The organism is Rathayibacter sp. PhB1 (assembly GCF_004362935.1).
GTDB lineage: Bacteria > Actinomycetota > Actinomycetes > Actinomycetales > Microbacteriaceae > Rathayibacter > Rathayibacter festucae.
In genome coordinates this window covers 188432-214660 of the sequence record NZ_SNYD01000006.1, presented here as the reverse complement: position 1 = coordinate 214660, position 26229 = coordinate 188432, and the positions used below count along the sequence as shown (strand labels likewise).

Sequence of the window (26229 nt, the reverse complement as noted above, 5' to 3'; positions counted from 1 at the left end):
CCGCCTCCCGATTTCCACAGTCCGGGCCTTGAACCACGAGTGATTCCGTCGCTACGGTGGCTGCATGAGAATCCTCCTGGTCGGCGCCGGCGGCGTCGGCGACGCCTTCGCGAAGATCGCCGCCCGCCGCTCCTTCTTCGAGCAGATCATCGTCTGCGACTACGAGCTCGCCCGGGCCGAGCGCACCGTCGCCTGGATCCTCGAGCGGCACGGCGCCGACGGCGTCGAGAACCGCTTCGTCGCCGCGCGCATCGACGCCTCCGACGCCGAGAACGTCGAGACCGTCGCCCGCGCGCACGGCGCGACCCACGTGATGAACGCGGTCGAGCCGTCCTTCGTGCCGACGATCTTCGCGGGCGCCCTCGCCGCCGGCGCCGACTACGTCGACATGGCGATGAGCCTCTCCCGGCCGCACCCCGAGGAGCCGCACACCAGGACCGGCCTGAAGCTCGGCGACGAGCAGTTCGCCGCCGCGCCCACGTGGGAATCCGCCGGCCGTCTCGCCCTGGTCGGCATGGGCGTCGAGCCCGGGCTCTCCGACGTCTTCGCCCGCTACGCCGCCGACCACCTCTTCGACGAGATCGACGAGCTGGGCGTCCGCGACGGCGCGAACCTCGTCGTCCGCGACGACTCCGGCGCCGAGATCTTCGCGCCCTCCTTCTCGATCTGGACGACCATCGAGGAGTGCCTGAACCCGCCCGTGATCTACGAGAAGGACCGCGGCTGGTTCACGACGCCGCCGTTCTCCGAGCCGGAGGTGTTCGAGTTCCCCGAGGGGATCGGCCCCGTCGAGTGCGTCAACGTCGAGCACGAGGAGGTGCTGCTGATGCCGCGCTGGCTCGATGCGAAGCGGGTCACCTTCAAGTACGGCCTCGGCGCGGAGTTCATCGGCGTCCTCCGCACGCTCAACCTGCTCGGACTCGACCGCACCGAGCCGGTCCGGGTCCGCTCCGCCGACGGGCCGGCGCTGGTCTCGCCGCGCGACGTGGTCGCCGCGGGCCTGCCCGACCCGGCGAGCATCGGCCCGCGGATGACCGGCAAGACCTGCGCAGGCCTCTGGGTCTCCGGCGCCAAGGACGGCGAGCACCGCGAGGTGTACCTGTACCACGTCAGCGACAACGAGTGGACGATGGCCGAGTACGGCACCCAGTGCGTCGTCTGGCAGACCGCGCTCAACCCGGTGATCGCCCTCGAGCTGCTCGCGACCGGCGCCTGGTCCGGCGCCGGGGTGCTCGGGCCGGAGGCGTTCGACGCCGAGCCGTTCCTCGAGCTGATGGCCCGCCCGCTCGAGGAGGGCGGCTACGGCCAGTCGTGGCACGTCCGCGAGGACTGAGCGGGGCCGGGCGCGGATCCGGGCCGGGATGTCGCGCCGCCGCGAGCCTAGGCTGACCCCATGAGCAACGACGACGGGCTCGCCTCGGCGAGGGACGACGCACGCACGGCCCTCGAGGCCGCCCGACGACTGCAGGCCCAGGCCGCGGAGGCGCTGGCCCGCGCCGAGGCTGCTGCCGCGGCCCTCGAGGCGGTCGCCGGTCCGGAGGAGGCGGCCGCGGTCGTCGACGACGTGCGGCTGGTCGACGGCGGGCCGGGGGAGGGGCCCGCGCCCGCCGCTGCACCCGCACCGGTCGAGGCGTCCGCGCCCGCCGCGGCACCCGCACCCGTACCGACAGCCGCCCCCACTCCCGGACCGCTCGCCGAGTCCGCCGTCGACGCCGTCCGTGCCGGCTACGCCTTCACCGGCCCCGCCCTCGAGATCGGCGCCCTCGTCAACGGCGACGCCCGCGCCGACGTCCCCGTCCGCATCCCGCTCGGGATGCTCAACCGCCACGGCCTCGTCGTCGGTGCGACCGGCACCGGCAAGACCAAGACGCTCCAGGTCCTCGCCGAGCAGCTCTCCGCGCACGGCGTCCCCGTCTTCGCCGCCGACATCAAGGGCGACCTCTCCGGACTCGCGACCGCCGGCACCGCCGACGAGAAGCTGCTCGCCCGCACCCGCACCATCGGCCAGGACTGGACCCCCGAGGCCGCTCCCGCCGAGTACTTCGCGCTCGGCGGCGTCGGCACCGGTGTCCCCGTCCGCGCGACGGTCACCGGCTTCGGCGCCCTGCTGCTGGCGAAGGTCCTCGGCCTCAACCACACCCAGGAGTCGAGCCTCGGCCTGGTCTTCCACTACGCCGAGAGCGCCGGCCTGCCGCTCGTCGACCTCTCCGACCTGCGCGCCGTGCTCACCTACCTCGTCGGCGACGAGGGCAAGGCCGAGCTGGCCGAGCTCGGCGGGCTGTCCAAGGCCACCGCCGGCGTCATCCTGCGCGAGCTGATCGCCTTCGCCGACCAGGGCGCCGACGTCTTCTTCGGCGAGCCCGAGATCGACACGGCCGAGTTCCTCCGCCTCGCGCCCGACGGCCGCGGCGTGGTCAGCCTGCTCGAGGTCCCCGGAGTCGCGGACAAGCCCGCGCTGTTCTCCACGTTCCTGATGTGGCTGCTCGCCGACCTCTTCAACGACCTGCCCGAGGTCGGCGACCTCGACCGGCCCAAGCTGGTCTTCTTCTTCGACGAGGCGCACCTGCTCTTCCGCGACGCCTCGAAGGACTTCCTCGCCGCCATCACGCAGACCGTGCGGCTGATCCGCTCGAAGGGCGTCGGCATCGTCTTCGTGACGCAGACCCCCAAGGACGTGCCGAGCGACGTCCTCGCCCAGCTCGGCTCGCGGATCCAGCACCAGCTGCGCGCGCACACCCCCGACGACGCGAAGGCCCTGCGCGCCACGGTCTCGACCTACCCCGAGAGCGACTACGACCTCGGCGAGGTGCTGCAGGCGCTCCCCATCGGCGAGGCGATCGTCACGGTGATGAACGAGCGCGGCGCGCCGACCCCGGTCGCCTGGACCCGGCTCCGGGCCCCCCGCGGCTCGATGGCGCCGACCCCCGAGGCCGAGCGGGAGGCGAGTGTCCAGCGCTCGCCGCTGCTCGCCCGCTACGGCACCCCGCTCGACCGCGACTCCGCCCGCGAGATCCTCACCCGCCGCCTCGACGCGGCCGCCGACGCCGAGGAGGCCCGCGCCGCCGCCGAGGAGCAGGCGGAGGAGGAGTCCCGCCGCGCGAAGGAGCAGGCCGCCGAGGCCGCCCGCAGCGCCAAGGAGCAGGCCGCCGAGGACGCCCGCCGCGCCAAGGAGGACGCCCGCGCCGCCGCCCAGCGGGCCAAGGACCGCGCCGCCGCCGAGCGCCGCGCCGACCAGGCCGCCGAGCGCTCCCGCCGCCGCACCGCGCCCACCACCCGCTCCCGCTCCACCCGCCGCGACAAGACCGTCGTCGAGGAGGTCCTCGGCTCCTCGGTCGGGAAGACCTTGTTGCGCGAGGTCGTCCGAGGCATCTTCGGCACGGCCCGCCGCGGGCGCTGACGGGGCGATCTGCGGCGTTGTCGTCGGTCGCGATACCGCCGGTATCGCTCCCTCCTCCGCCTTGCAGCTCACCCCGTCAGCGCCTGCGGCGACTGCTGGCCCAGTTGAGGTCTGCGGCGCGCGCCCTCTTCATGCTGATCGAGTAACCGCGCCGCGGAAGTCCATGCTGATCGAGTAGCCCGCGGAGCGGGCGTATCGAGATCCGCCGTGCCCGGCCGGGTGGGTCTCGATACGCCGCCCTGCGGGCGCCTACTCGACCAGCAAGGAGCGCTGATCGCACCCTCGCCTTCGCTGATCGAGCAGCCCGCTCCGCGGAAGCCCCTGCTGATCGAGCAGCCCGCTCCGCGAAAGCCCCTGCTGATCGAGCAGCCCACTCCGCGGAAGCCCATGCTGATCGAGTAGCCCGCGAAGCGGGCGTATCGAGATCCGCCGTGCCCAGCCGGGCGGGTCTCGATACGCCGCCCTCCGGCCGGCTACTCGACCAGCATGGAGCGCTGATCGCGCCCTCGCCTTCGCTGATCGAGTAGCCCGCGCAGCGGGCGTATCGAGATCCACCGTGCCCAGCCGGGCGGGTCTCGATACGCCGCCCTCCGGCCGGCTACTCGACCAGCATGTGCCGCCGCCCCCAGTGCTGTCGGTGGAACCGGCCCTGTGCCCTCCATGCTGATCGAGTAGCCCGCTCCGCGGGCGTATCGAGATCCACGTCACCCGCACTCCCCGTGCAGGGCCGCTAACGCCGCCGTGTTAGCGTCGATACTCGTGACCGAGAGCCCGACGACCCGCGACCGCATCCTCAGTGCGACGGCGGCGCTGCTCGCGGAGGGCGGCCGCGACGCCGTCTCCACCCGGGCGATCAGCTCGGCGGCCGGCGTCCAGGCGCCCACCATCTACCGCACCTTCGGCGACCTCCGCGGCCTGCTCGACTCCGTCGCCGCCGCGGGCTTCGCCTCCGCCCAGGCCGAGTTCGACGCCGTCGACGCACCGGCCGACCCCGTCGACGCCCTCCGCGCCGCCTGGGACCACCACATCGCCTTCGGGCTCGCCGAGCCGCACCTCTACGCCCTGATATTCACCGGGCGCCCGGGGGAGGAGTCGGAGGCGGCCCGCCTCGCCCGCGGCGTCCTCGCCGCCCACGTCCGCGCCGTTGCCGAGGCCGGCCGCCTGACCGTCGAGGTCGAGCACGCCGCGCGCCTGCTCCAGTCCGCCGCTCTCGGCTGCACGCTGACGCTGGCGTCCGCGCCGGACGACGAGCTCTCCGCCCGCTCCCGCGAGGCCGTCCTCGCCGCGATCACCACGGCGGAGGCGGGCCCGACCGACCCCGCGGCCCGCGCCTTCGCCGCTCACGCGGTCGCCCTGCGGACCGCGCTGCCGGGCGTCGACGGCCTGACCGCCGCCGAGTCCGCCCTCCTCGACGAGTGGCTCCTGCGCCTCACCCGCTGACCAGCGCGTCGACTCGCCCGAGAAGGCTCGTTCTCCACCCCGGGAACGAGCTTTCTCGGGCGACTCGAACGCCGTCTCGGGCGACTCGGCGGGGGAGGCGCCGTGCGCCGGGAAACACCATGCGCCGGGAAACAGAGAACGGCGCCGCAGCTGGCGAGAGCGTGCGGCGCCGTTCGGCGGAGGATGGGGGATTCGAACCCCCGAGGGCTTGCACCCAACACGCTTTCCAAGCGTGCGCCATAGGCCACTAGGCGAATCCTCCTGGCGCGACCGTGGCCGCGACTCATCGATACTAGCCGGTGCCGGCGGCCTCCGCTGACCACGGCCCCGCGACGGCCGTGCCTGCACGCCGCCGACGTCGGTTAGACTGTCTCCCGGCTCCCCGCGTGGCGCCATCCAGGCCAACTCCCCCAGGGCGGAAACGCAGCAAGGGTAACCGGGCTCTGGCGGGTGCGCGGGGGGTCTTTCCTCTTAACGGGTCGCGCACCCGGCCCACCTCTCCTCCCCAGCCCGCCGCTTCTGCACGCTCTCCCATCCGGGGCACCCGCCCAGCCTCCGGAGGGCCCCCGTCGCTAGGCTTGCGCCGATGGTTCAGAGCATCTACATCTCGTCCGCCGAAGGTCATTCGGGCAAGTCCACGGTCGCCCTCGGCGTCCTCGACCTGCTCAGCAGTCAGGTGCAGCGGGTCGGCGTCTTCCGCCCGATCGCCCGCTCCACCTCCGAGCGCGACTACGTGCTCGAGATGCTGCTCGGCCACTCCGACTCGGGTCTCGCCTACGACGACTGCATCGGCGTCACCTACGAGGACGTCCACGCCGACGGCGAGGCCGCCCTCTCCCGCATCGTCGAGCGCTACAAGGCCGTCGAGGCGCAGTGCGACACCGTCGTGATCCTCGGCTCCGACTACACCGACGTCGGCAGCCCGACGGAGCTCGGCTACAACGCCCGCATCGCGGCGAACCTCGGCGCTCCCGTCCTCCTCGTCCTCACCGGGCGCGACCCGTCGCGGAGCGAGCAGCTCGGCCAGGCCCCGGCCCGCACGCCCGACGAGATGCGGCAGATCACCGAGCTCGCCGCCGTCGAGCTGCGCACCGCGCACGCGAGCCTCATCGGCGTCGTCGCCAACCGCGCCGACCCGGGCACCTCGGAGCAGGCCGTCGCCGCGATCCGCGAGGCCCTGCCCTCCGGCGCCCCGGTCTGGGCGATCCACGAGGACCCGTCCCTCGTCGCCCCGAGTGTCTCCCGCATCATCGACGCCGTCGACGGCGTCTTCGTCGCGGGCGACCCGGAGCTGCTCGGCCGCGAGGCCCTCGGCGTGGTCGTCGCGGGCATGTCGATGGTCAACGTGCTGCCCCGCCTGATGGAGGGCGGTGTCGTCATCGTCCCCGGCGACCGCCCCGAGGTCGTGCTCGCCGTGATCATGGCGCACGCCTCGGGCAACTTCCCGACGGTCTCCGCGATCATCCTCAACGGCGGCTTCGAGCTGCAGGAGCCGATCGTCCGCCTGATCGAGGGCGTCGACAACCGCCTGCCGATCGTGATGACCGAGCTCGGCACCTACGACACCGCGGTGCGCGTCACCGCGGCACGCGGTCGCCTCGCCGCCGACTCGCCGCGCAAGCGCGACACCTCCCTCGCCCTGTTCGCCGAGGCGATCGACCCGGTCGAGCTGCTCACCCTCCTCGACGTCGGCCGCTCCGAGGTCGTCACCCCGCTGATGTTCGAGTACGGCCTGATCGAGCGCGCCCGCATCGCCGACCGGCACATCGTGCTGCCCGAGGGCGGCGACGACCGCATCCTCCGCGCCGCCGCGACCGTGCTCAAGCGCGGCATCGCCCGCCTGACGATCCTCGGCGAGGAGGTCGAGGTGCGCTCCCGCGCCGCGAGCCTGGGCCTGGACATCGACGGCGCCCGCGTCCTCAGCGTCCTCGACCCGGAGCACCGCAACCGCTTCGCCGAGGAGTACGCCCGCATCCGCGCGCACAAGGGCATCACCTTCGACCACGCCTACGACACCGTCACCGACGTCTCCTACTTCGGCACGATGATGGTCCAGCTCGGCCTCGCCGACGGCATGGTCTCGGGAGCCGCGCACACCACCGCGCACACCATCCGTCCGGGCTTCGAGATCATCAAGACCAGCCCCGGCGTCTCCGTCGTCTCGAGCGTGTTCCTGATGGCGCTCGCCGACCGCGTCCTCGTCTACGGCGACTGCGCCGTGAACCCCGACCCGACCGAGGCGCAGCTGGCCGACATCGCGATCTCCTCCGCCGAGACGGCGCAGCAGTTCGGCATCGACCCGCGGATCGCGATGCTCTCCTACTCCACCGGTGAGAGCGGAGCGGGCGCCGACGTCGAGAAGGTCCGGGCCGCGACCGCGCTGGTCCGCGAGCGCCGCCCCGACCTGCTCGTCGAGGGCCCGATCCAGTACGACGCCGCGGCGGACGCGGCCGTCGCCGCCTCGAAGATGCCCGGCTCGCAGGTCGCGGGACGTGCGACGGTGTTCATCTTCCCCGACCTCAACACGGGCAACAACACCTACAAGGCCGTGCAGCGCTCGGCCGGCGCCGTCGCCATCGGGCCGGTCCTGCAGGGCCTGCGGAAGCCGGTCAACGACCTCTCCCGCGGCGCCCTCGTGCAGGACATCGTCAACACCGTCGCGATCACCGCGATCCAGGCGGCGACGCAGGCCATCGTCCCGCCGACCTCCGCCATCCCCGTCGTGCGCTGAGGGCCACCCGCCCGAGCGCCCCGTCCGACCCCGAACCCCCAGGAGTCCCACCGTGTCCGTCGTCCTCGTCGTCAACAGCGGCTCGTCGTCCTTCAAGTACCAGCTCATCGAGATGACGACGGAGGAGACGCTCGCCAGCGGCCTCGTCGAGCGGATCGGCGAGGAGACCGGCCGCACGAAGCACAGCCACGACGGCGACACCGTCGAGTTCGAGACGCCGATCCCGGACCGCACGGCCGGCTTCGACGCGATGATCCGCGCCTTCGCCGAGCACGGCCCGAGCCTCGACGAGTTCCCGCCGATCGCCGTCGGCCACCGCGTCGTGCACGGCGGCAAGCGCTTCTACGAGCCGACCGTCGTCACCGACCTCGTCAAGATCAACATCGAGGACCTCAGCGACCTCGCCCCGCTGCACAACCCCGCCAACCTCGAGGGCATCGAGGCCGCGCAGAAGGCCTTCCCGAGCGTCCCGCACGTGGCCGTCTTCGACACCGCGTTCCACCACACCATCCCCGCGGCGGCCTCCACCTACGCGATCCCCGCCGAGCTCGCCGACAAGCACCGCATCCGCCGCTACGGCTTCCACGGCACCTCGCACAAGTTCGTCTCCGAGGCGGCCGCCGCGTTCCTCGGCCGCCGCCGCTCCGACCTCAAGACGATCGTCCTGCACCTCGGCAACGGCGCCTCCGCCTGCGCGATCGACGGCGGCGCCTCCGTCGAGACCTCGATGGGCATGACCCCGCTCGAGGGCCTCGTGATGGGCACCCGCTCCGGCGACCTCGACCCCGCCGTCGTCTTCCACCTCGCCCGCAAGGCCGGCCTGTCCACCGACGAGCTCGACACCGTCCTCAACCGCCGCAGCGGACTCCTCGGCCTCTCCGGCCGCGGCGACATGCGCGACGTGCAGGACGCGTCCGAGGCCGGCGACGAGACCGCGATCGCCGCGCTCGAGGTCTACTACCACCGCCTCCGCCACTACGTCGGCGCCTACTACGCCCAGCTCGGCCGCGTCGACGCGATCGTCTTCACCGCCGGAGTCGGCGAGAACGTCCCCGCCGTCCGCGCCGGCGCCCTCCGCGGCCTCGAGGGCCTCGGCATCGAGCTCGACCCCGAGCGCAACACCGCCCGCGACCGCGGCCCCCGCCGCATCTCCACCGACGACTCCCGCGTCGCCGTCCTCGTCATCCCCACCAACGAGGAGCTGGAGATCGCGCGGCAGTCCTTGTCGGTCGTGTAGCGGCGCAGCCGCTACACGACTCGCGGTCGGCTTGCAGGGGTGGGAGCGTTCTGTGGAGCGGGTCGCGTCGGGCTGCCCTGAATCGCTGGCACGCGATTCCGGGTCGGGCCCTCTGCCCTGCCCGTGCAAGCCCGGTGCGGCCGACGTCCTCGGTGGTCGTCTGAGCAGCGGTGGGGCCGCGCTGGCGCGCGCGCTGCCGCCCCATGTTGGTCGAGTAGCCCCGAAGGGGCGTATCGAGACCCACCGTCATCAGCAGGGCGGGTCTGCGGACTCAGGTTTTGACGTGGGTGGATCTCGATACGCCCGCTGCGCGGGCTACTCGATCAGCGGAGTGGGCCGCGCTGGCGCGCGAGCTGCTGCCTCCCGCGGCCACCGCGCCCTGCATGCTGGTCGAGTAGCCGCGGGACGCGGCGTATCGAGACCCACCGTTGTCTGTGCTCGGGGTGCCAGTCCGCCCGCTGCGCGGTCGGCGGGTGGGGCCGCGCTGACGCGCGAGCTGCAGCCTTCCGTGGTCGCTGTGCCGTGCATGCTGGTCGAGTAGCCGCGGGACGCGGCGTATCGAGACCCCGCGTCAGCCGGCGAGGCGGGCGTCGCCCGCGTAGACGTTGAAGCCCGCGCCGCGGCTGAAGCCGATGAGGGTGAGACCCGCGTCGCGGGCGAGGTCGACGGCGAGCGAGGACGGGGCGCCGACCGCCGCGAGGAGGGGGACGCCCGCCATCACGGCCTTCTGCACGAGCTCGAACGAGGCGCGGCCCGACACCTGCAGAAGCGAGCCGCGCAGCGGCAGCCGGCCCTCGCGCAGGCCCCAGCCGACCACCTTGTCGACCGCGTTGTGCCGCCCCACGTCCTCCCGCAGCACCAGCAGCGCGCCGTCCGAGTCGAAGAGGCCGGCCGCGTGCAGGCCGCCGGTCCGCTCGAACACCGCCTGCGCCTCGCGCAGCCGGTCCGGCAGCGACACGACCAGCTCGGTCGAGACCCGCAGCGGATCCTCCGCCACGCTCCAGGCGGACTCCGTCGCGACCGCCTCCAGCGAAGCCAGCCCGCACACCCCGCACGAGCTCGACGTGTACACCGAGCGCTCGCGGTCGAGCAGGATCTCCGCGCGGCCCCCGCGCACCGTCGCGTCGATCACGTTGTAGGTGTTCTCGCTCGGCCCCGCGCCGCTCGCGCAGTAGCGCATCGCGGCGAGCTGCTCCGTCGAGGTGAGCACCCCCTCCGACACCAGGAACCCGGCGACCAGGTCGAAGTCCTCCCCGGGCGTGCGCATGGTGACGCTGAAGCGCCGCCCGCCCACGCGGATCTCGAGCGGCTCCTCGACGGCGAGCACGTCCTCGCGGCGGCGGGTCGGCTCCCCGGCGCGGACGGCCATCAGGCGGGTCCGGGCGACGGCACGGCTCATGGGGTCCTCCTCGACGCGGCTGGCGCACCGCCCCACGACCTGAGAGCCCGGACGGCAGGCGCTCATCCTCCCACCCGCTCCCCGACGTACGATGCAGGAATGGTCGATGACGCCGAAGCCCGTGAGAACCCGATCGACGAGCGCGCCGTCACGGTCGGCGCCCCGAAGCGGCGGGCCGTCGGCATCCCCGGCGTCGCCCACGCACTGCAGATCTCGCTCAAGCAGATGGGCCCGCTGCGCAGCGCCGAGACGCTCCTCCGGGTGAACCAGAAGACCGGCTTCGACTGCCCCGGCTGCGCCTGGCCCGAGGCCGACAAGCGGCACGTCGCCGAGTTCTGCGAGAACGGTGCGAAGGCGGTCGCCGAGGAGGCGACGCTGCGCACCGTCACGTCCGCCTTCTTCGCCGCGCACGCGATGACCGAGCTCGAGGGCTGGGACGACTACCAGCTCGGCCAGCAGGGCCGCCTCACCGAGCCGATGCTCCTGGACGAGGGCGCGACGCACTACCGCCCGGTCGGCTGGGACGAGGCCCTCGACGTCGTGGCGGACGAGCTGCGCGCCTGCGCCGACCCGGACGAGGCGATCTTCTACACCTCCGGCCGCACCTCCAACGAGGCCGCGTTCGTCTACCAGCTGCTGGTGCGCGGCTTCGGCACCAACAATCTGCCCGACTGCTCCAACATGTGCCACGAGTCCAGCGGCTCGGCCCTGACCGAGACGATCGGCATCGGCAAGGGCACGGTCAGCCTCCGCGACGTCGAGCGAGCACCCCTGCTGATCGTCGCCGGCCAGAACCCCGGCACCAACCACCCGCGGATGCTCACCGCGCTCGAGCGGGCGAAGCGCGCGGGCAGCACCATCGTCGCCATCAACCCGCTGCCCGAGGCGGGCCTGCTGCGCTTCGAGAACCCGCAGACCGTGCGAGGGATGATCGGCGGCGGCACGGCCCTCGCCGACCACTTCCTCCAGGTGCGGCTCGGCGGCGACCAGGCGCTCTTCCAGGGCTTCGGCAAGGCGCTCCTCGACGCGGAGGAGGCACGCGGCGGCGTCTTCGACCGCGCCTTCATCGCCGAGAGCACCGACGGGCTCGAGGGCTACCTCGACGAGATCCGCGGCACCGAGTGGTCCGAGATCGAGCGGGCGAGCGGGATCGACGAGACCCGGATCCGCGCGATCGCCGAGCTGATCGCCGCGAGCGAGGGCACCATCGTCTGCTGGGCGATGGGGCTCACCCAGCACGCGCACTCCGTCGCGACGCTCAAGGACGTCGTCAACGTCCTGCTGCTGACCGGCAGCATCGGCAAGCCCGGCGCGGGCGTCTGCCCGGTCCGCGGCCACTCGAACGTGCAGGGCGACCGCACGATGGGCATCTTCGAGCGGATGCCCGACTCCTTCCATGACGCCCTCGACCGCGAGTTCTCCTTCGCCTCGCCGCGCGAGCACGGCACCGACACGGTCGCCGCGATCCGAGCCATGCGCGACGGCAAGGCGCGCGTCTTCATGGGCCTCGGCGGCAACTTCGCCCGCGCGACGCCCGACACCGGCGTCACCGAGGCCGCGATGCGCTCGCTCGCGCTCACGGTGCACGTCTCGACCAAGCTCAACCGCTCGCACGTCGTCACCGGCCGCCGCGCGCTGATCCTGCCGACCCTCGGCCGCACCGACTCCGACAAGCGCGCGACGGGGGAGCAGCGGGTCACCGTCGAGGACTCGATGAGCGCCGTGCACGCCTCGCGCGGGCGGCTCGCGCCGCCGAGTCCGGTCCTGCAGTCCGAGGTCGCCATCCTCACCGGCATCGCGGAGCGCCTGCTCGCCGATCGCCCGAACGCGCCGGTCGTCGACTGGGCGGGGCTGCGCGAGGACTACCGCCTGATCCGCCGGCACATCGCCGCCGTCGTCCCCGGCTTCGAGGACTTCGAGCGCCGCGTGAACGAGCCGGGCGGCTTCGTGCTGCCCAACCCGCCCCGCGACGAGCGCCGCTTCGCCACCGCGACCGGCCTCGCCCGCTTCACCGCGAATCCGCTGCAGTACCCGAAGGTCCCGGAGGGGCGCCTGCTGCTGCAGACGCTGCGCTCGCACGACCAGTTCAACACCACGATCTACGGCAAGGACGACCGCTACCGCGGCATCCACGGCGGCCGTCGCGTCGTCTTCGTGCACGCCGACGACATCGCCGAGCAGGGCCTCGCCGACGGCGCGATGGTCGATCTCATCTCGGAGTGGGAGGACGGCCTCGAGCGCCGGGCCCCGTCCTTCCGCGTCGTCGCGTACGACACCCCGCGCGGCTGCATCGCGGCCTACTACCCCGAGACGAACGTGCTCGTCCCGCTCGACTCCACCGCGGCCGTCAGCGGCACCCCGACCTCCAAGTCCGTCGTCGTCCGCCTGGAGCCGGCCGCCTGACCCGCCCGGTGGATCTCGATCCGCCCGCTGCGCACCATGCTGGTCGAGTAGCCGCGCAGCGGCGTATCGAGACCCACCCTTCCCGACGGTGGTGGATCTCGATACGCCCGCTGCGCGGGCTACTCGATCAGCATGGAGGCGGGCCACTAGATATGGCCGCTGGGCAACATGCTGGTCGAGTAGCCGCGGAGCGGCGTATCGAGACCCGCCCCTGCAGACCCCCGTGTCGACGCCGGCGGATCTCGATACGCCCGCTGCGCGGCCTACTCGATCAGCATGAAGGCGGGCCACTCGCTACGGCCGCTGCGGAACATGCTGGTCGAGTAGCCGCGCAGCGGCGTATCGAGACCCGCCCCGTCAGCAGTCCGGTCGCGCTCACCACGGCAGCCGCAGCAGCCGCACCCGCTCGCCGGCCGCGGCACCGCCCGCCGGAACGACGGCGACAGCCTCCGCCACCGTGAGCCCCGAGAGCATGTGCGAGCGGATCCCGTGCACCGCCCGCCAGACGCCGTCCGCCTCGACGACCGGCACGAGCACGGTCGACCCGGCGCGGCCGAGCGGCTCGCCCAGCACGCCCTGACGCAGCACCGGCGCGGCGGCCCCGCTCGCCGCGTCCAGCGCCGGCGGCAGGAACGACAGCGCCGCGAGGAACGCCGCGAGCGGGTTCCCGGGCAGCGCGAGCACGACCGCCCCGCCGGGCAGCGACGCGATCACCGTCGGATGCCCCGGCCGCATCGCGACCCCGTCGACGACGAGGGTCGCTCCCGCGATCCGGAGCGCCCGCCGCACCGCGTCCACCCGCGACCGCCCGGTCCCGCCCGTCGTGATCTGCAGTGGAGCCGTGCTCGCGAGCAGCGCGCGGGCGATCGCCTCGTCGTCGTCGCCGAGCCGCCGCACGGATCCCACCGCACCCCCGCCGCGCGCGACGAGCGGCGGCAGCAGCGGCGTGAACGCGTCGCGGACGCGGCCGGACCCCGGCATCCCCGCCGTGTCGACCTCGTCACCGGTGAAGAGCAGATCGACCGTCGCCGGCCGCCGCACGACGAGCTCGTCGAAGCCCGCGATCGCGAGCAGCGCCAGGTGCGCCGGCCGCAGCCGCACGCCGGAGTCGACGAGCGCGGTCCCGGCCGGGGCCTCGTCGCCCGCGCTGCGGATGTGCCGCCCGAGCGGCACCGGATGCTCCGAGGAGAGCACGTCCCCGGTCACCCGGCCGCGCTCGCTCGGGACGACGCCCTCGCACCACTCCGGCACGATCCCGCCGGTGACGATCGGCTCGGCACTGCCCGGTCCGAGCCGCCAGGGCGACGCCCCTCGGACGGCCCAGCCGTCCATTGCCGAGGAGTCGTAGTGGGGGAGCGGTCGCGGCGCGAGCACGGCGCCCGCCGTGACGCAGCCCTCCGCCTCGAGCAGCGGGACCGTCGCGAGCGGCCCGGGAGCGGTCGCCGCGGCGATCCGCGCGCGAGCGCCGTCCCAGTCGATGTCGCTCATCCGTCCATTCTGGTCGCGCCCAGGGCGGGCGAGCGACGGCGCCGGATCCGAGGACCCGGCGCCGTCGACCGGCTCAGCCGAGGTACCCGTTCGGGTTCAGCACGAACTTCTTCGCCGCGCCCTTGTCGAAGTCGGCGTAGCCCTGCGGCGCCTCGTCCAGCGTGATGGCCGTGGCCTGCACCGCCTTCGCGATCTGCACCTTGTCGTGCAGGATCGCCATCATCAGCGAGCGGTTGTACTTCATCACCGGGCACTGGCCGGTCGTGAAGGACAGCGACTTCGCCCAGCCCAGCCCGAGGCGGATCGAGAGCGAGCCCTCCTGCGCGGCCTCGTCCACTCCGCCCGGGTCACCGGTGACGTAGAGCCCCGGGATGCCGAGCGCGCCGCCCGCCGCGGTGATCGACATCAGCGAGTTCAGCACCGTGGCCGGCGCCTCGGTGCCCGAGTCGGCGCCGTTGCCGTGCGCCTCGAAGCCCACGGCGTCCACGCCGCAGTCGACCTCCGGCACGCCGAGGATCTGCTCGATCTGCCCGGCCGGGTCGCCCTTCGAGACGTCGACGGTCTCGCAGCCGAACGAGCGGGCCTGCGCGAGCCGCTCCTCGTTGAGGTCCGCGACGATCACGACGGCCGCGCCGAGCAGCTGCGCACCGACGGCCGCGGCGAGTCCGACCGGGCCCGCTCCGGCGACGTACACGGTCGAGCCGACGCCGACGCCCGCGGTGACCGCGCCGTGGAAGCCGGTCGGGAAGATGTCCGAGAGCATCGTGAGGTCGAGGATCTTCTCGAGCGCCTGGTCGCGGTCGGGGAAGACGAGCAGGTTCCAGTCCGCGTAGGGGACCATCACGTACTCGGCCTGGCCGCCGACCCAGCCGCCCATGTCGACGTAGCCGTAGGCGCTGCCCGGGCGGTCCGGGTTCACGTTCAGGCAGATGCCGGTCTTGCGCTCCTTGCAGTTGCGACAGCGGCCGCAGGCGATGTTGAACGGCACCGAGACGATGTCGCCGACCTTGACGAACTCGACGTCCGGCCCCACCTCGACGACCTCGCCCGTGATCTCGTGCCCGAGGACCAGATCGGCGGGAGCGGTGGTGCGCCCGCGGACCATGTGCTGGTCCGAGCCGCAGATGTTGGTCGAGACGGTGCGGAGGATCGCGCCGTGCGGCAGCTTCCTGCCGATGTTCGCCGGGTTCACGCCCGGCCCGTCCTTCAGCTCGAAGGTCGGGTAGTCGATGTCGATGACCTCGACGACGCCGGGGCTCTTGTAGGCGACTGCTCTGTTGCCTGACATGCGGTTCTCCTTCACGGGATGCGACCGCGGTGCGTGAGCGCCCGCGGGAGCCGCGCCGCGATCGTCCGGAGGAGGGCCGCGGCGTCGAGGCTCGAGCGAACCGTACGCCCGAAGCCTGGTGCCGGATCGAGGGGGAGGGAGTAGCGTCTCAGAATTCGTGCGTTCGCATGCGAATGGCCTCGAGCGACGTCCGCACCGCCCCGTCGAGCGCCGCCCGGTCGCCGCCCTGCAGTCCCGCCGCGTAGCCGGCGAGGAACGTCGTCAGCGGAGCGGCCGGCCGCACCACGCCGTGCGCCGCGTCGCCGGCCAGGGAGAGCAGGGCGTCGCGCTCGACCGGCACGTCGGCGAGGCCGAGGGCGGCGCTCAGCTCGTCCCACCAGGCGGCGAGCAGTGCGGCGGTGTCCTCGCGGGCGTCCGGGGCGGAGGAAGGGGTCGCGTTCGTGTCGTGGGTCACGCGTTCAGTCTGCGCCCGGTTCGGATCCTGCGCCCGGCGCGCTCTCCGCGCCCGGCACGGCGATGCCGTGGCGGCGGGCGTCGGCGCGGTCGTCGACGTCCGCGGTCGATCCCACCGGCACCTCGACGAGCCGCACGGCCAGCCCCACCAGGAGTGCGCGGACGGAGGCGCCGTCGACCGCGGGGAGCCGGGTCACGGCGGCGGTCAGTGCGGCTCGGCGGTGCAGGCCGAGGAGGAGCTGAGCGCGGCCGTCCCCGTCGACGGCGAGCAGGGCGTCGTCCTCCGGATCGGCGGAGGCGGCGATCGCCAGCAGCCGGTCGAGCGCGGGGGCCGGATCGACCAGGTCGGCCGCGAGCACGGCGATCCAGCCGGCCGCGTCGTCCCGCGCGAGCAGGGGCAGCGCCGCCGCGAGACCGGCGACCGGTCCGCCGAACGCGGGCCGCTCCTGGACGAGGAGCGCCGCTCCGACTCCGCCGCGGAGCTCCGGCGGTCCCGCGACCACGACGCTCCGCGCGCCGGCGACCGCCGCGAGGGCGTGCCCGAGCAGCGTCGAGCCGTCGTGCTCGAGCAGCGGCTTGGCTGCGCCGCCGAGGCGCTCGCCGCGTCCGCCGGCGAGGATCACGGCGTCGAACGGGGGAGTGCTCGGGCGGTCGGTCACGGCCTCGAGGCTACGGGAGGCGGCCGCTCCGGCGACCCGCGTCCGGTGTCGGAGGTCGCGGCTACTCTTGTCGGGTGGTAGCAGCCCTGTATCGCCGGTACCGGCCGGAGACGTTCGCCGAGATGATCGGCCAGTCCCAGGTGACCGATCCGCTGATGACGGCCCTGCGCACCAACCGCGTCAATCACGCCTACCTCTTCAGCGGCCCGCGCGGCTGCGGCAAGACGACCTCGGCGCGCATCCTCGCCCGCTGCCTCAACTGCGCCCAGGGTCCGACGGACACCCCGTGCGGCGTCTGCGACAGCTGCGTCGAGCTCAGCCGCGACGGCCAGGGCTCGCTCGACGTCGTCGAGATCGACGCCGCGAGCCACAACGGCGTCGACGACGCGCGCGACCTGCGCGAGCGGGCGATCTTCGCCCCGGCCCGCGACCGCTTCAAGATCTTCATCCTCGACGAGGCGCACATGGTGACGCCGCAGGGCTTCAACGCGCTGCTCAAGATCGTCGAGGAGCCGCCGGAGCACGTGAAGTTCATCTTCGCGACGACCGAGCCCGACAAGGTCATCGGCACGATCCGCTCGCGCACCCACCACTACCCGTTCCGGCTCGTCCCGCCGGCGCAGATGCTCGACTACACGCAGGAGCTCTGCGAGCGCGAGAAGGTGGGCGTCGCCGCGGGCGTGCTCCCGCTGGTCGTCCGGGCCGGCGGCGGCTCGGTCCGCGACACCCTCTCGCTCCTCGATCAGCTGATGGCCGGCTCCGAGAACGAGACGGTCGAGTACGAGCGCGCGGTCGCCCTCCTCGGCTACACCCACGGCGCGCTGCTCGACGAGGTCGTCGACGCCCTCGCCGAGCACGACTCCGCCGAGGCGTTCGGCGCCGTCGACCGGGTCATCCAGACCGGTCAGGACCCGCGCCGCTTCGTCGAGGACCTGCTCGAGAAGCTCCGCGACCTCATCGTCGTCGCCGCCACCGGAGGCGCGGCCTCCGCGGTCCTGCGCGGCGTCTCCCAGGACGAGCTCGACCGGATGGCCGGCCAGTCGCGCGCCCTCGGCCTCGGCGAGCTCTCCCGCATCGCCGACATCGTCAACGACGCGCTCACCGAGATGACGGGCGCGACCTCGCCGCGGCTGCACCTCGAGCTGATGATCGCGCGCACGCTGGTGCACGGCTCCGGCGCGGCGGCCGCCCCGGCGTCCGTCGTGGTGCCGGCGCCGTCGCAGGCCGCCCCGGCGCCGACGCGGCCGTCCGCCGACTCGCGTGCTCCGGAGCCGCGCGCGCCCGAGCCCCGTGCCGCCGCCTCCCGCGCACCCGAGACCCGCGCACCCGAGTCGCGCATGCCCGAGCCGCACCTCCCGTCGCACGCCGCGACGCCGGAGTCGGTGCCGGAGTCGATCGCGGCGGCCCCGCGCGTCGAGGCCCCGGTCGTCTCCGCGGCGTCGGTCGAGGCCGGCTCCGGCACGCCCGACGCCGCCCCGAGCGAAGCCGCCGACGTGACTCCGGCCGACTCGACTCCCGCCGACACCGCGGCGTCCCGCCCGGCCGCCCCGGCCCCGGCGCCCCACCCCTCCGCGGCGGACGAGCCCGGCGGTGTCACCCTGCAGCGGATGAAGGACAGCTGGCCCGAGATCCTCGAGGTCGTGCAGAAGGCCCGGATGACGGCCTGGCTCGTCGCCTACACCGCGCAGGTGCGGGCGCTGAAGGACGACGTCCTCACCCTCTCCTTCCCGAGCCAGAACGACGTCGACTCGTTCAAGATGGCCGGCAGCGCCGGTCAGCCCGGCGTCAGCGAGCACCTGCGCCAGGCGATCCAGCAGGTCCTCGGCCTCCGGGTGAAGTACATCGCCCGCGTCGAGCCCCGCGCGACCGCGCCCGAGGCCGAGCGCGCTGCCGTCGAGGCGACCCCGCCGCCCGCCGCCGAGCAGCCCGCAGCGCAGCAGCCCTCGGCGGCGACCGCCCCCAGCGACCCCGACGAGTGGGCGACGGTCGCCATCCCGGCCGACCCGGCCCCCGCCGAGGTCGCCGCCGAGCCCGCGATCGAGTCGGTCGTCGCCCCGGAGCCGACCGACGTGCCGGTCCTCGCCCCGTCGCCGCGCTCGGCGCCGGTCGTCCCCGAGCAGGAGCCGCCGGTCCGCCCGGCGGCCTCGTCGGCCGGCCCCGCCGACGACGAGCCGCCGTTCGACGAGGAGCCGCCCGAGGAGGACATGCCGCCGGTCGAGCCGCCGATGCCCGACTCCTGGGCGACCGTCGCGCCCCCCGGCGAGCCGTCCGCACCCTCGGCGCCCATCGCCCCCGCACCCGTCCGTGCCCGCGAGCGGCCCGAGCCGGCGCCCCGCCCCGTGACCCGCACCACCCGCTCGGCCACGGCCGACGGCCGTCAGCGCTACGGCGAGGCGGTGGTGCGCGAGATCCTCGGCGCCCAGTTCATCGAGGAGCAGCCGCACGTCCCGCGCGGTCCCCGAGTGACCGGCGCATGACCGCCGCCCCGCTCCTCGCTCCCGCTCTCCTCACCACTGAACCCGCATCCCGAGAGGAGGCGACCGCATGTACGAAGGCATCGTCCAGGAGCTGATCGACGAGCTCGGCCGGCTCCCCGGCATCGGCCCGAAGTCGGCCCAGCGCATCGCGTTCCACATCCTGCAGACCGAGACCTTCGACGTGACGCGCCTCGCCGAGATCCTGCTGGAGCTGCGCAACCGCGTGCACTTCTGCGACATCTGCGGCAACGTCGCGGAGGAGGCCACCTGCGGCATCTGCCGCGACCCGCGCCGCAGCCGCGCCGTCATCTGCGTGGTCGAGGAGGCGAAGGACGTCCCCGCCATCGAGCGCACCCGCGAGTTCCGCGGCCTCTACCACGTGCTCGGCGGCGCGATCAGCCCGATCGACGGCATCGGCCCCGACCAGCTCCGGATCCGCCAGCTGCTGCAGCGCCTGGCCGACGGCGAGGTCCAGGAGGTCATCATCGCGACCGACCCCAATCTCGAGGGCGAGGCCACCGCGACCTACCTTTCCCGCATGCTCAGCACCCTCGGCATCCGCATCACCCGCCTCGCCTCCGGCCTCCCCGTCGGCGGCGACCTCGAGTACGCCGACGAGATCACCCTCGGCCGCGCCTTCGAGGGCCGCCGCCTCGTCGAGAACTGACGCGGACCGCCCCGCCCCCGCCCCTCCCTTCTCCACCTCCGGCTCGCGGAATCACCCCCGGCTCGCCATTCCGGTCGGTCCCGGCGTGCCGGGCCTGTTTCCGCGTGCCGAACGTCCCCGGACCGGACCTCCGGCTCGCGGTTTCACCTCCGGCTCGCGGTCTGGGTCGGTTCCGGCGTGCCGAGGCCGTTCTCGCGTGCCGGACGTCCCTGGAGCGGACCTCCGGCTCGCGGTTTCACCTCCGGCTCGCGGTCTGGGTCGGTTCCGGCGTGCCGAGGCCGTTCCCGCGTGCCGGACGTCCCCGGATCAGACGTCGGGCTCGCGGATTCACCTCCGGCTCGTGGTTTCGGTCGGTTCTGGCGTGCCGGGCCTGTTTCCGCGTGCCGGAGGTCCTCGGATCGGACTTCCGGCTCGTGGTTTCATCTCCGGCTCGTGGTTCCGGTCGGTTCTGGTGTGCCGGAGCCGGTTCCGCGTGCCTGACGCGCCCCGCCGGGCTCGGAGGACACCCGCACAGCCGCCGCCGCAACATGGCCCCTCGCGCATGCGCCCGCCGGTAGACTCCTGCGTCGGGTCGCCACGGCCCGAGCCACTGACCCGGGAGTAGCGCGTGAGCCTGATCGTCCAGAAGTTCGGCGGGTCCTCCGTCGCCGACGCGGAGAGCATCAAGCGGGTCGCGAAGCGCATCGTCGCGACGAAGCAGGCGGGCAACGACGTGGTCGTCGCCGTCTCCGCGATGGGCGACACCACCGACGACCTGCTCGAGCTGGCCCACCAGGTCACGCCGATCCCCGCGCCGCGCGAGCTCGACATGCTGCTCTCCTCCGGCGAGCGGATCTCGATGGCGCTGCTCGCCATGGCGATCAAGAGCATGGGCTACGACGCCCGCTCCTTCACCGGCAGCCAGGCCGGCATGATCACCGACGCCCAGCACGGCGCCGCCCGCATCGTCGACATCACCCCGGTCCGCCTGCGCGCTGCGCTCGATGAGAACGCGGTCGTCATCGTCGCCGGCTTCCAGGGCTTCAACCGCGACACCAAGGACATCACCACCCTCGGCCGCGGCGGCTCGGACACCACCGCTGTCGCGCTCGCCGCCGGCCTCGGCGCCGACACCTGCGAGATCTACACCGACGTCGACGGCGTCTTCACCGCCGACCCGCGGGTGGTCAAGAAGGCCCGCAAGCTCGACCGCATCTCCAGCGAGGAGATGCTCGAGCTCGCCGCCGCCGGCGCGAAGGTCCTGCACATCCGCGCCGTCGAGTTCGCCCGCCGCCACGGCGTCACCCTGCACGTGCGCTCGTCGTTCAGCCCCAACGAGGGCACCATCGTCTACAACGCCGTGCCCGGCGAGGACGCCCCCGGAAGCACCGAGAAGAATGGACAGCCCGTGGAAGAGCCGATCATCGCCGGAGTCGCCGCCGATCTCAACGAGGCCAAGATCACCGTCGTCGGCGTGCCCGACATCCCGGGCAAGGCCGCGCAGATCTTCACGATCGTCGCCAAGACCGGCTCGAACATCGACATGATCGTGCAGAACGTCTCCGCCGCCGCGACCGGTCGCACCGACATCTCCTTCACGCTGCCCAAGGCCGACGGCCAGACCGTCCTCACGGCGCTGAACGCCGAGAAGGACGAGGTCGGCTTCGAGTCGCTGCAGTACGACGACCAGATCGCCAAGCTCGCGCTCGTCGGCGCCGGCATGCGCACCAACGCGGGCGTCTCGGCCAAGCTGTTCCGCTCGCTCTACGAGGCGGGGATCAACATCGAGATGATCTCCACGAGCGAGATCCGCATCTCGGTCGTGACCCGCGCCGACACGGTGAACGACGCGCTCCGTGTCGTGCACACCGCCTTCGGCCTCGACGCCGAGGACGAGGCCGTCGTCTACGCCGGCACCGGGCGCTGACCGCCGAACGCCCTCGCGATCCCGCCGATCGCACCCTCCGGCCCCGTCGACTCCGCCGTCGTTCGGTACCGTCTCCGGGGAGCCCGCCCCGGCCCTCCCGCCAGCACCCCTTCGCGCCGCTCCTTCCGCGAGCGGCCCACGGACGAAAGAGCCCAGCATGAGCAGCACCCCCCTCCACGTCGGAGTCGTCGGCGCCACCGGCCAGGTCGGCACCGTCATGCGCCGCCTCCTCGAGGAGCGCGACTTCCCGATCGCGTCGATCCGCTTCTTCGCGACCGCCCGCTCGGCCGGCACGACCCTGCCGTTCCGCGGCGAGGACATCGTCGTCGAGAACACCGAGACCGCCGACCCCTCGGGGCTCGACATCGCGCTCTTCTCGGCCGGAGCGACGGGGTCGCGTGCGCAGGCACCGCGCTTCGCCGCCGCGGGCGCCGTCGTCATCGACAACTCCAGCGCCTGGCGGATGGACCCCGAGGTCCCGCTGGTCGTCAGCGAGGTGAACCCGCACGCGATCGAGCAGGCCGTGAAGGGCATCATCGCGAACCCGAACTGCACCACGATGGCCGCGATGCCGATCCTCAAGGTCCTCGACCAGGAGGCCGGGCTCACCCGCCTCATCGTCAGCACCTACCAGGCCGTCTCCGGCAGCGGCCTCGCCGGCGCGAACGAGCTGGCCGGCCAGGTCCGCGCCGCCGTCGCCGACGAGCACCTGCTCGACCTCGTGCACGACGGCTCGGCGGTCGCCTTCCCGGCGCCGGACAAGTACGTCGCGCCGATCGCCTTCGACGTCATCCCCTTCGCCGGCAGCCTCGTCGAGGACGGCCTGAACGAGACCGACGAGGAGAAGAAGCTCCGCAACGAGAGCCGCAAGATCCTCGAGCTCCCCGGCCTGCTGGTCTCGGGGACCTGCGTGCGCGTGCCGGTCTTCACCGGCCACTCGCTCTCGGTCAACGTCGAGTTCTCCGCGCCGCTCAGCCCCGAGCGCGCCCGCGAGCTGCTCGCCGACGCCCCCGGAGTCGCGCTGCGCGAGGTGCCGACGCCGCTCGAGGCCGCCGGCAGCGACCCGAGCTACGTCGGCCGCATCCGCGCCGACGAGGGAGCCCCCGAGGGCCGCGGCCTCGCCCTCTTCATCAGCAACGACAACCTCCGCAAGGGCGCGGCGCTCAACGCCGTGCAGATCGCCGAGCTGATCGCCGCGAAGCAGCCCGTCGCCTGACCCGGCGGACCGCCATGCCGGTCGAGTAGCCGGAGCGGCGTATCGAGACCCACGCCTCCAGGACGATGGCTTCCGGCCGCCGTCTCTGCGACGGTGGATCTCGATTCGCCCTCTGCGAGGGCTACTCGATCAGCATGGGGTGCCCGCCTGCGCGCCGCGGCGCCTGCAGGGGGAGCGCCTGCCTGCGTGCCGCGGCGCCTGCGTGAGGTGCGCCCGCCTGCGCGCCGCGGCGGCTGCAGGGGGTGCGCCCGCCTGCGCGCCGCGGCGGCTACAGGGGGTGCGCCCGCCTGCGCGCCGCGGCGCCTGCAGGGGGTGCGCCCGGCTGCGCGCCGCGGCGCCTGCATGGGGTGCGCCCGCCTGCGCGCCGCGGTGGTTGCATGCTGGTCGAGTAGCCGCGCAGCGGCGTATCGAGACCCACGTGTCCGAGCAGCGGCCGCCGCCGCCGCCCCACGACGGGAAAAGCCGTCAATTTGATGGGCGAGCGACCCCTCGGCCCGCCTGCCGCCCGGCGCCCGACGGTAAACTCGACTCTCGTGAACTCCTCGGAACCGGTCGACGTCGCCCTCATCGGTGGGGGCATCATGAGTGCCACCCTCGGTGCACTCCTCACCAAGCTCCAGCCCGACTGGACCATCGCCGCCTACGAGCGCCTCGGCGACGTGGCGCAGGAGTCGTCGAACCCCTGGAACAACGCGGGCACGGGCCACGCCGCCCTCTGCGAGCTGAACTACATGCCCGAGGCGGCCGACGGCTCCGTCGACCCCGCCAAGGCGATCCAGATCAACGAGCAGTTCCAGATCTCGCGGCAGTTCTGGTCGAGCCTGGTCGAGGCCGGCGACATCCGCGAGCCCTCGAGCTTCATCAACTCCGCTCCGCACATGACCTTCGTGCACGGCGAGGCCAACGTCGAGTACCTCCGGAAGCGCTACGAGGCGCTGAAGGACCAGCCGCTCTTCGCCGGCATGGAGTTCACCGAGAGCACGAAGACCATCCACGAGTGGGCGCCGCTGCTGATGGAGCAGCGCCCCGCCGGCGGTGGACCCTACGCCGCGACGCGCATCCCGGCCGGCACCGACGTCGACTTCGGCGCGCTCACCCACCAGCTCTTCGACTACGTCGTCGCGCACGGCGGCACGCTCGACACCGGCCACGAGGTCACCGGCATCACCCGGCAGAAGGACGGCACCTGGCGCCTGGACCTCAAGCAGAAGGTCGGCGGCACGCCCAAGAAGGTCGTCGCCCGCTTCGTCTTCGTCGGCGCCGGCGGCGGTGCGCTGCACCTGCTGCAGAAGTCCGGCATCCCCGAGATCAAGGGCTTCGGCGGCTTCCCGATCTCGGGGCAGTTCCTCCGGACCGACAACCCGGCGATCGTCGCCCGGCACCAGGCGAAGGTCTACGGCAAGGCCGCCGTCGGCGCCCCGCCGATGTCGGTCCCGCACCTCGACACCCGCGTCGTGGACGGCCAGGCGTCGCTGCTGTTCGGCCCGTACGCCGGCTTCACCCCCAAGTTCCTCAAGCGCGGCTCCTGGCTCGACCTGCCGCTGTCGATCCGCCCGCACAACATCGGCCCGATGCTCGCCGTCGCCCGCGACAACCTCGACCTGATGAAGTACCTGCTCGGCGAGGTTCTGGCCGGCCGCGACAAGAAGATGAAGGCGCTGCGCGAGTTCCTGCCCACCGCCCGTTCCGAGGACTGGTACCTGATCACCGCCGGCCAGCGCGTCCAGGTGATGAAGAAGGACGAGAAGAAGGGCGGCGTGCTGCAGTTCGGCACCGAGGTCATCACCGGCGCCGACGGCACGATCGCCGGACTGCTCGGCGCCTCGCCCGGCGCCTCGACGGCCGTGCCGATCATGCTCGACATCGTCAAGCGCTGCTTCCCCGACCGGATGAAGGCCTGGGAGCCGCGGATCCGCTCGCTCGTCCCCAGCTACGGCTCGACTCTCAACGACGCCCCGGAGACGGCGGAGCGCACCGTCGCCGCCACCTCCGAGGCGCTCGCGCTCCGCGCCTCGGTCTGAGCACCGAGGGCGAACCGCCCTGCTGATCGAGCAGCCCGCACAGCGGGTGTATCGATCGCATGCTGATCGAGTAGCCCGCGCAGCGGGCGTATCGAGATCCGCCATCGTCAGAAGACGAGTCTGCAGACCCGCCCTGCTGAGGACGGTGGGTCTCGATACGCCGCTTCCCGGCTACTCGACCAACATGCGTCCACCGGAAACGTTCGAACACATGTTCTAATGGACGCATGAGGTGGAGCGGACAGGCGATCGGCGCGGCGGACGAGGCCGCGCTCCCGGGCCTGGTGAAGCTCACCGAGCTGGTCCGCACCGTCCGCACCCCCGAGTTCGACGGGATCACCTTCTACGAGGTGCTCGCCAAGTCGGCGCTGAACCGGGTGCACTCCTCGTCGAAGATGCCGTTCGGCTGGACGATCAACCCGATGCGCGGCTGCACTCACGCCTGCACCTACTGCTTCGCCCGGCCCACCCACGAGTACCTCGAGTTCGACGGCGGGCGCGACTTCGACTCGCAGATCGTCGTCAAGGTGAACGTCGCCGAGGTGCTCACCCGGGAGCTCGCCCGGCCGAGCTGGGAGCGGCACCCCGTCGCGCTCGGCACCAACACCGACCCGTACCAGCGGGCGGAGGGCCGCTACCGGCTGATGCCCGGCATCATCGCCGCGCTGGCCGCCTCCGGCACCCCGATCTCGATCCTGACCAAGGGCTCGCTGCTCCGGCGCGACCTGCCGCTGCTGCGCGAGGCGGCCGAGCACGTGCCCGTCGACCTCGGCGTCTCGATCGCCGTGTTCGACGAGGATCTGCAGCGCTCGATCGAGCCCGGCGCTCCGTCCGCCGCGGCCCGGCTGGCGACCGTCACGGCCGCCCGCGAGGCGGGCTTCGAGTGCTCGGTCTTCCTGATGCCGATCCTGCCGTTCCTCACCGACACCCGCGCCCACCTGGACGCCTCGCTCCGCGCCTGCCGCGAGGCGGGGGCGAGCACGATCATGTACTCGACCCTCTACCTCAAGCCCGGGGTCAAGGAGTGGTTCCTGCAGTGGCTCGCGCAGGAGCACCCCGAGCTGCTCGACCGCTACCGCTCCCTGTATCCCGGGCGCTCCGCCTACGCGCCTGCGGAGTACCGCCGCTGGCTGTCCGCCCGGATCCGCCCGCTGATGCGCGACCACCGGCTGGAGGAGGGGGAGGCCGACCCGGCGACCGGCTCGATGCGCTCCTCCGCACTCGGACCGACCGCGCGCGGCGCCTCGGCGCTGCCCTCGCTCGGTGTGCTGCGGACCCTCGGCGGCGAGCACGGCCGCCCGCAGGACGGCGACGAGCCGGCCCGGCACGCCGGCCTCCGCGGCGGCGGACTGATCCTCCGCGAACTGGGCGAGGACGGCGCCTCGATGCTGCCCGGCGTGGGCCAGCCGACGCTGTTCTGAGAGGGCCGCGGAGGCGATCCGGCCTC

17 protein-coding genes, 1 tRNA gene and 1 other RNA gene are annotated in these 26229 nt (G+C 73.2%); 13 read left to right on the top strand and 6 right to left on the bottom strand.

Annotation, left to right across the window (positions count from 1 at the left end; all coding sequences use genetic code 11):
• Positions 1-64: 64 nt before the first annotated feature.
• The 3 genes from EDF17_RS16525 (at position 65) to EDF17_RS16515 (ending at position 4837) form a co-directional block, all read left to right on the top strand.
• Positions 65-1333: a saccharopine dehydrogenase C-terminal domain-containing protein gene (locus tag EDF17_RS16525; RefSeq protein WP_123447713.1), complete on the top strand. Its 1269-nt coding sequence runs from the start codon at positions 65-67 to the stop codon at positions 1331-1333.
• A 60-nt stretch (positions 1334-1393) separates the two neighbouring features.
• Positions 1394-3397 (top strand): helicase HerA-like domain-containing protein, encoded by a 2004-nt coding sequence (locus tag EDF17_RS16520; protein WP_123447712.1) that lies wholly within the window; start codon positions 1394-1396, stop codon positions 3395-3397.
• 759 nt (positions 3398-4156) lie between these two features.
• On the top strand, positions 4157-4837 hold the full coding sequence (locus EDF17_RS16515; RefSeq protein ID WP_208110634.1) for a TetR/AcrR family transcriptional regulator: 681 nt from the start codon (positions 4157-4159) through the stop codon (positions 4835-4837).
• 177 nt (positions 4838-5014) lie between these two features.
• Here the strand turns inward: EDF17_RS16515 and EDF17_RS16510 are convergent.
• Positions 5015-5099, bottom strand: a tRNA-Ser gene (locus tag EDF17_RS16510).
• A gap of 111 nt (positions 5100-5210) precedes the next feature.
• Between EDF17_RS16510 and ffs the strand changes: the two genes are divergently transcribed.
• The 3 genes from ffs (at position 5211) to EDF17_RS16495 (ending at position 8805) form a co-directional block, all read left to right on the top strand.
• Positions 5211-5307, top strand: an RNA gene (gene ffs / locus EDF17_RS16505) — signal recognition particle sRNA small type.
• A gap of 116 nt (positions 5308-5423) precedes the next feature.
• Entirely contained in the window at positions 5424-7568 is a 2145-nt protein-coding gene (gene pta, locus EDF17_RS16500) for a phosphate acetyltransferase (RefSeq protein WP_123447710.1), read from the top strand.
• Between the two features lie 52 nt (positions 7569-7620).
• Entirely contained in the window at positions 7621-8805 is a 1185-nt protein-coding gene (locus EDF17_RS16495; RefSeq protein WP_133672120.1) for an acetate kinase, read from the top strand.
• 571 nt (positions 8806-9376) lie between these two features.
• Here EDF17_RS16495 and fdhD read toward each other — a convergent pair.
• Positions 9377-10204 carry a formate dehydrogenase accessory sulfurtransferase FdhD gene (gene fdhD, locus EDF17_RS16490; protein ID WP_123447708.1) on the bottom strand — a complete coding sequence of 276 codons (828 nt, stop codon included), beginning with the start codon at positions 10202-10204 and terminating at the stop codon, positions 9377-9379.
• A gap of 99 nt (positions 10205-10303) precedes the next feature.
• Here fdhD and EDF17_RS16485 point away from each other — a divergent pair, with 99 nt between their 5' ends.
• Positions 10304-12607, top strand: a complete 2304-nt coding sequence (locus EDF17_RS16485; RefSeq protein ID WP_123447707.1) for an FdhF/YdeP family oxidoreductase — start codon at positions 10304-10306, stop codon at positions 12605-12607.
• Between the two features lie 375 nt (positions 12608-12982).
• Here EDF17_RS16485 and EDF17_RS16480 read toward each other — a convergent pair whose 3' ends face one another.
• From EDF17_RS16480 to EDF17_RS16465, 4 genes are all read right to left on the bottom strand, one after another.
• Positions 12983-14095, bottom strand: a complete 1113-nt coding sequence (locus EDF17_RS16480; RefSeq protein ID WP_123447706.1) for a molybdopterin-binding protein — start codon at positions 14093-14095, stop codon at positions 12983-12985.
• A gap of 73 nt (positions 14096-14168) precedes the next feature.
• Positions 14169-15383 carry a formaldehyde dehydrogenase, glutathione-independent gene (gene fdhA / locus EDF17_RS16475; protein WP_123447705.1) on the bottom strand — a complete coding sequence of 405 codons (1215 nt, stop codon included), beginning with the start codon at positions 15381-15383 and terminating at the stop codon, positions 14169-14171.
• Between the two features lie 148 nt (positions 15384-15531).
• Positions 15532-15837 carry a DUF6457 domain-containing protein gene (locus EDF17_RS20380; protein ID WP_123447704.1) on the bottom strand — a complete coding sequence of 102 codons (306 nt, stop codon included), beginning with the start codon at positions 15835-15837 and terminating at the stop codon, positions 15532-15534.
• 4 nt (positions 15838-15841) lie between these two features.
• Complete coding sequence (locus EDF17_RS16465) at positions 15842-16495, bottom strand: NTP transferase domain-containing protein (protein WP_243732938.1); 654 nt, start codon at positions 16493-16495, stop codon at positions 15842-15844.
• Positions 16496-16569: 74 nt separating this feature from the next.
• On the opposite strand from EDF17_RS16465, the gene EDF17_RS16460 reads away from it, so the two are divergent.
• The 6 genes from EDF17_RS16460 to EDF17_RS16435 all read left to right on the top strand — a co-directional run bounded on the left by EDF17_RS16460 (position 16570) and on the right by EDF17_RS16435 (position 26203).
• Complete coding sequence (locus tag EDF17_RS16460; RefSeq protein WP_123447703.1) at positions 16570-18972, top strand: DNA polymerase III subunit gamma and tau; 2403 nt, start codon at positions 16570-16572, stop codon at positions 18970-18972.
• Positions 18973-19039: 67 nt separating this feature from the next.
• On the top strand, positions 19040-19639 hold the full coding sequence (recR, locus tag EDF17_RS16455; protein ID WP_123447702.1) for a recombination mediator RecR: 600 nt from the start codon (positions 19040-19042) through the stop codon (positions 19637-19639).
• 607 nt (positions 19640-20246) lie between these two features.
• Positions 20247-21545: an aspartate kinase gene (locus EDF17_RS16450; RefSeq protein WP_123447701.1), complete on the top strand. Its 1299-nt coding sequence runs from the start codon at positions 20247-20249 to the stop codon at positions 21543-21545.
• 157 nt (positions 21546-21702) lie between these two features.
• Positions 21703-22761 carry an aspartate-semialdehyde dehydrogenase gene (locus EDF17_RS16445; protein WP_123447700.1) on the top strand — a complete coding sequence of 353 codons (1059 nt, stop codon included), beginning with the start codon at positions 21703-21705 and terminating at the stop codon, positions 22759-22761.
• 473 nt (positions 22762-23234) lie between these two features.
• Positions 23235-24782: a malate:quinone oxidoreductase gene (locus EDF17_RS16440; RefSeq protein WP_123447699.1), complete on the top strand. Its 1548-nt coding sequence runs from the start codon at positions 23235-23237 to the stop codon at positions 24780-24782.
• 227 nt (positions 24783-25009) lie between these two features.
• Positions 25010-26203 (top strand): Rv2578c family radical SAM protein, encoded by a 1194-nt coding sequence (locus EDF17_RS16435; RefSeq protein WP_123447698.1) that lies wholly within the window; start codon positions 25010-25012, stop codon positions 26201-26203.
• Positions 26204-26229 lie beyond the last annotated feature (26 nt).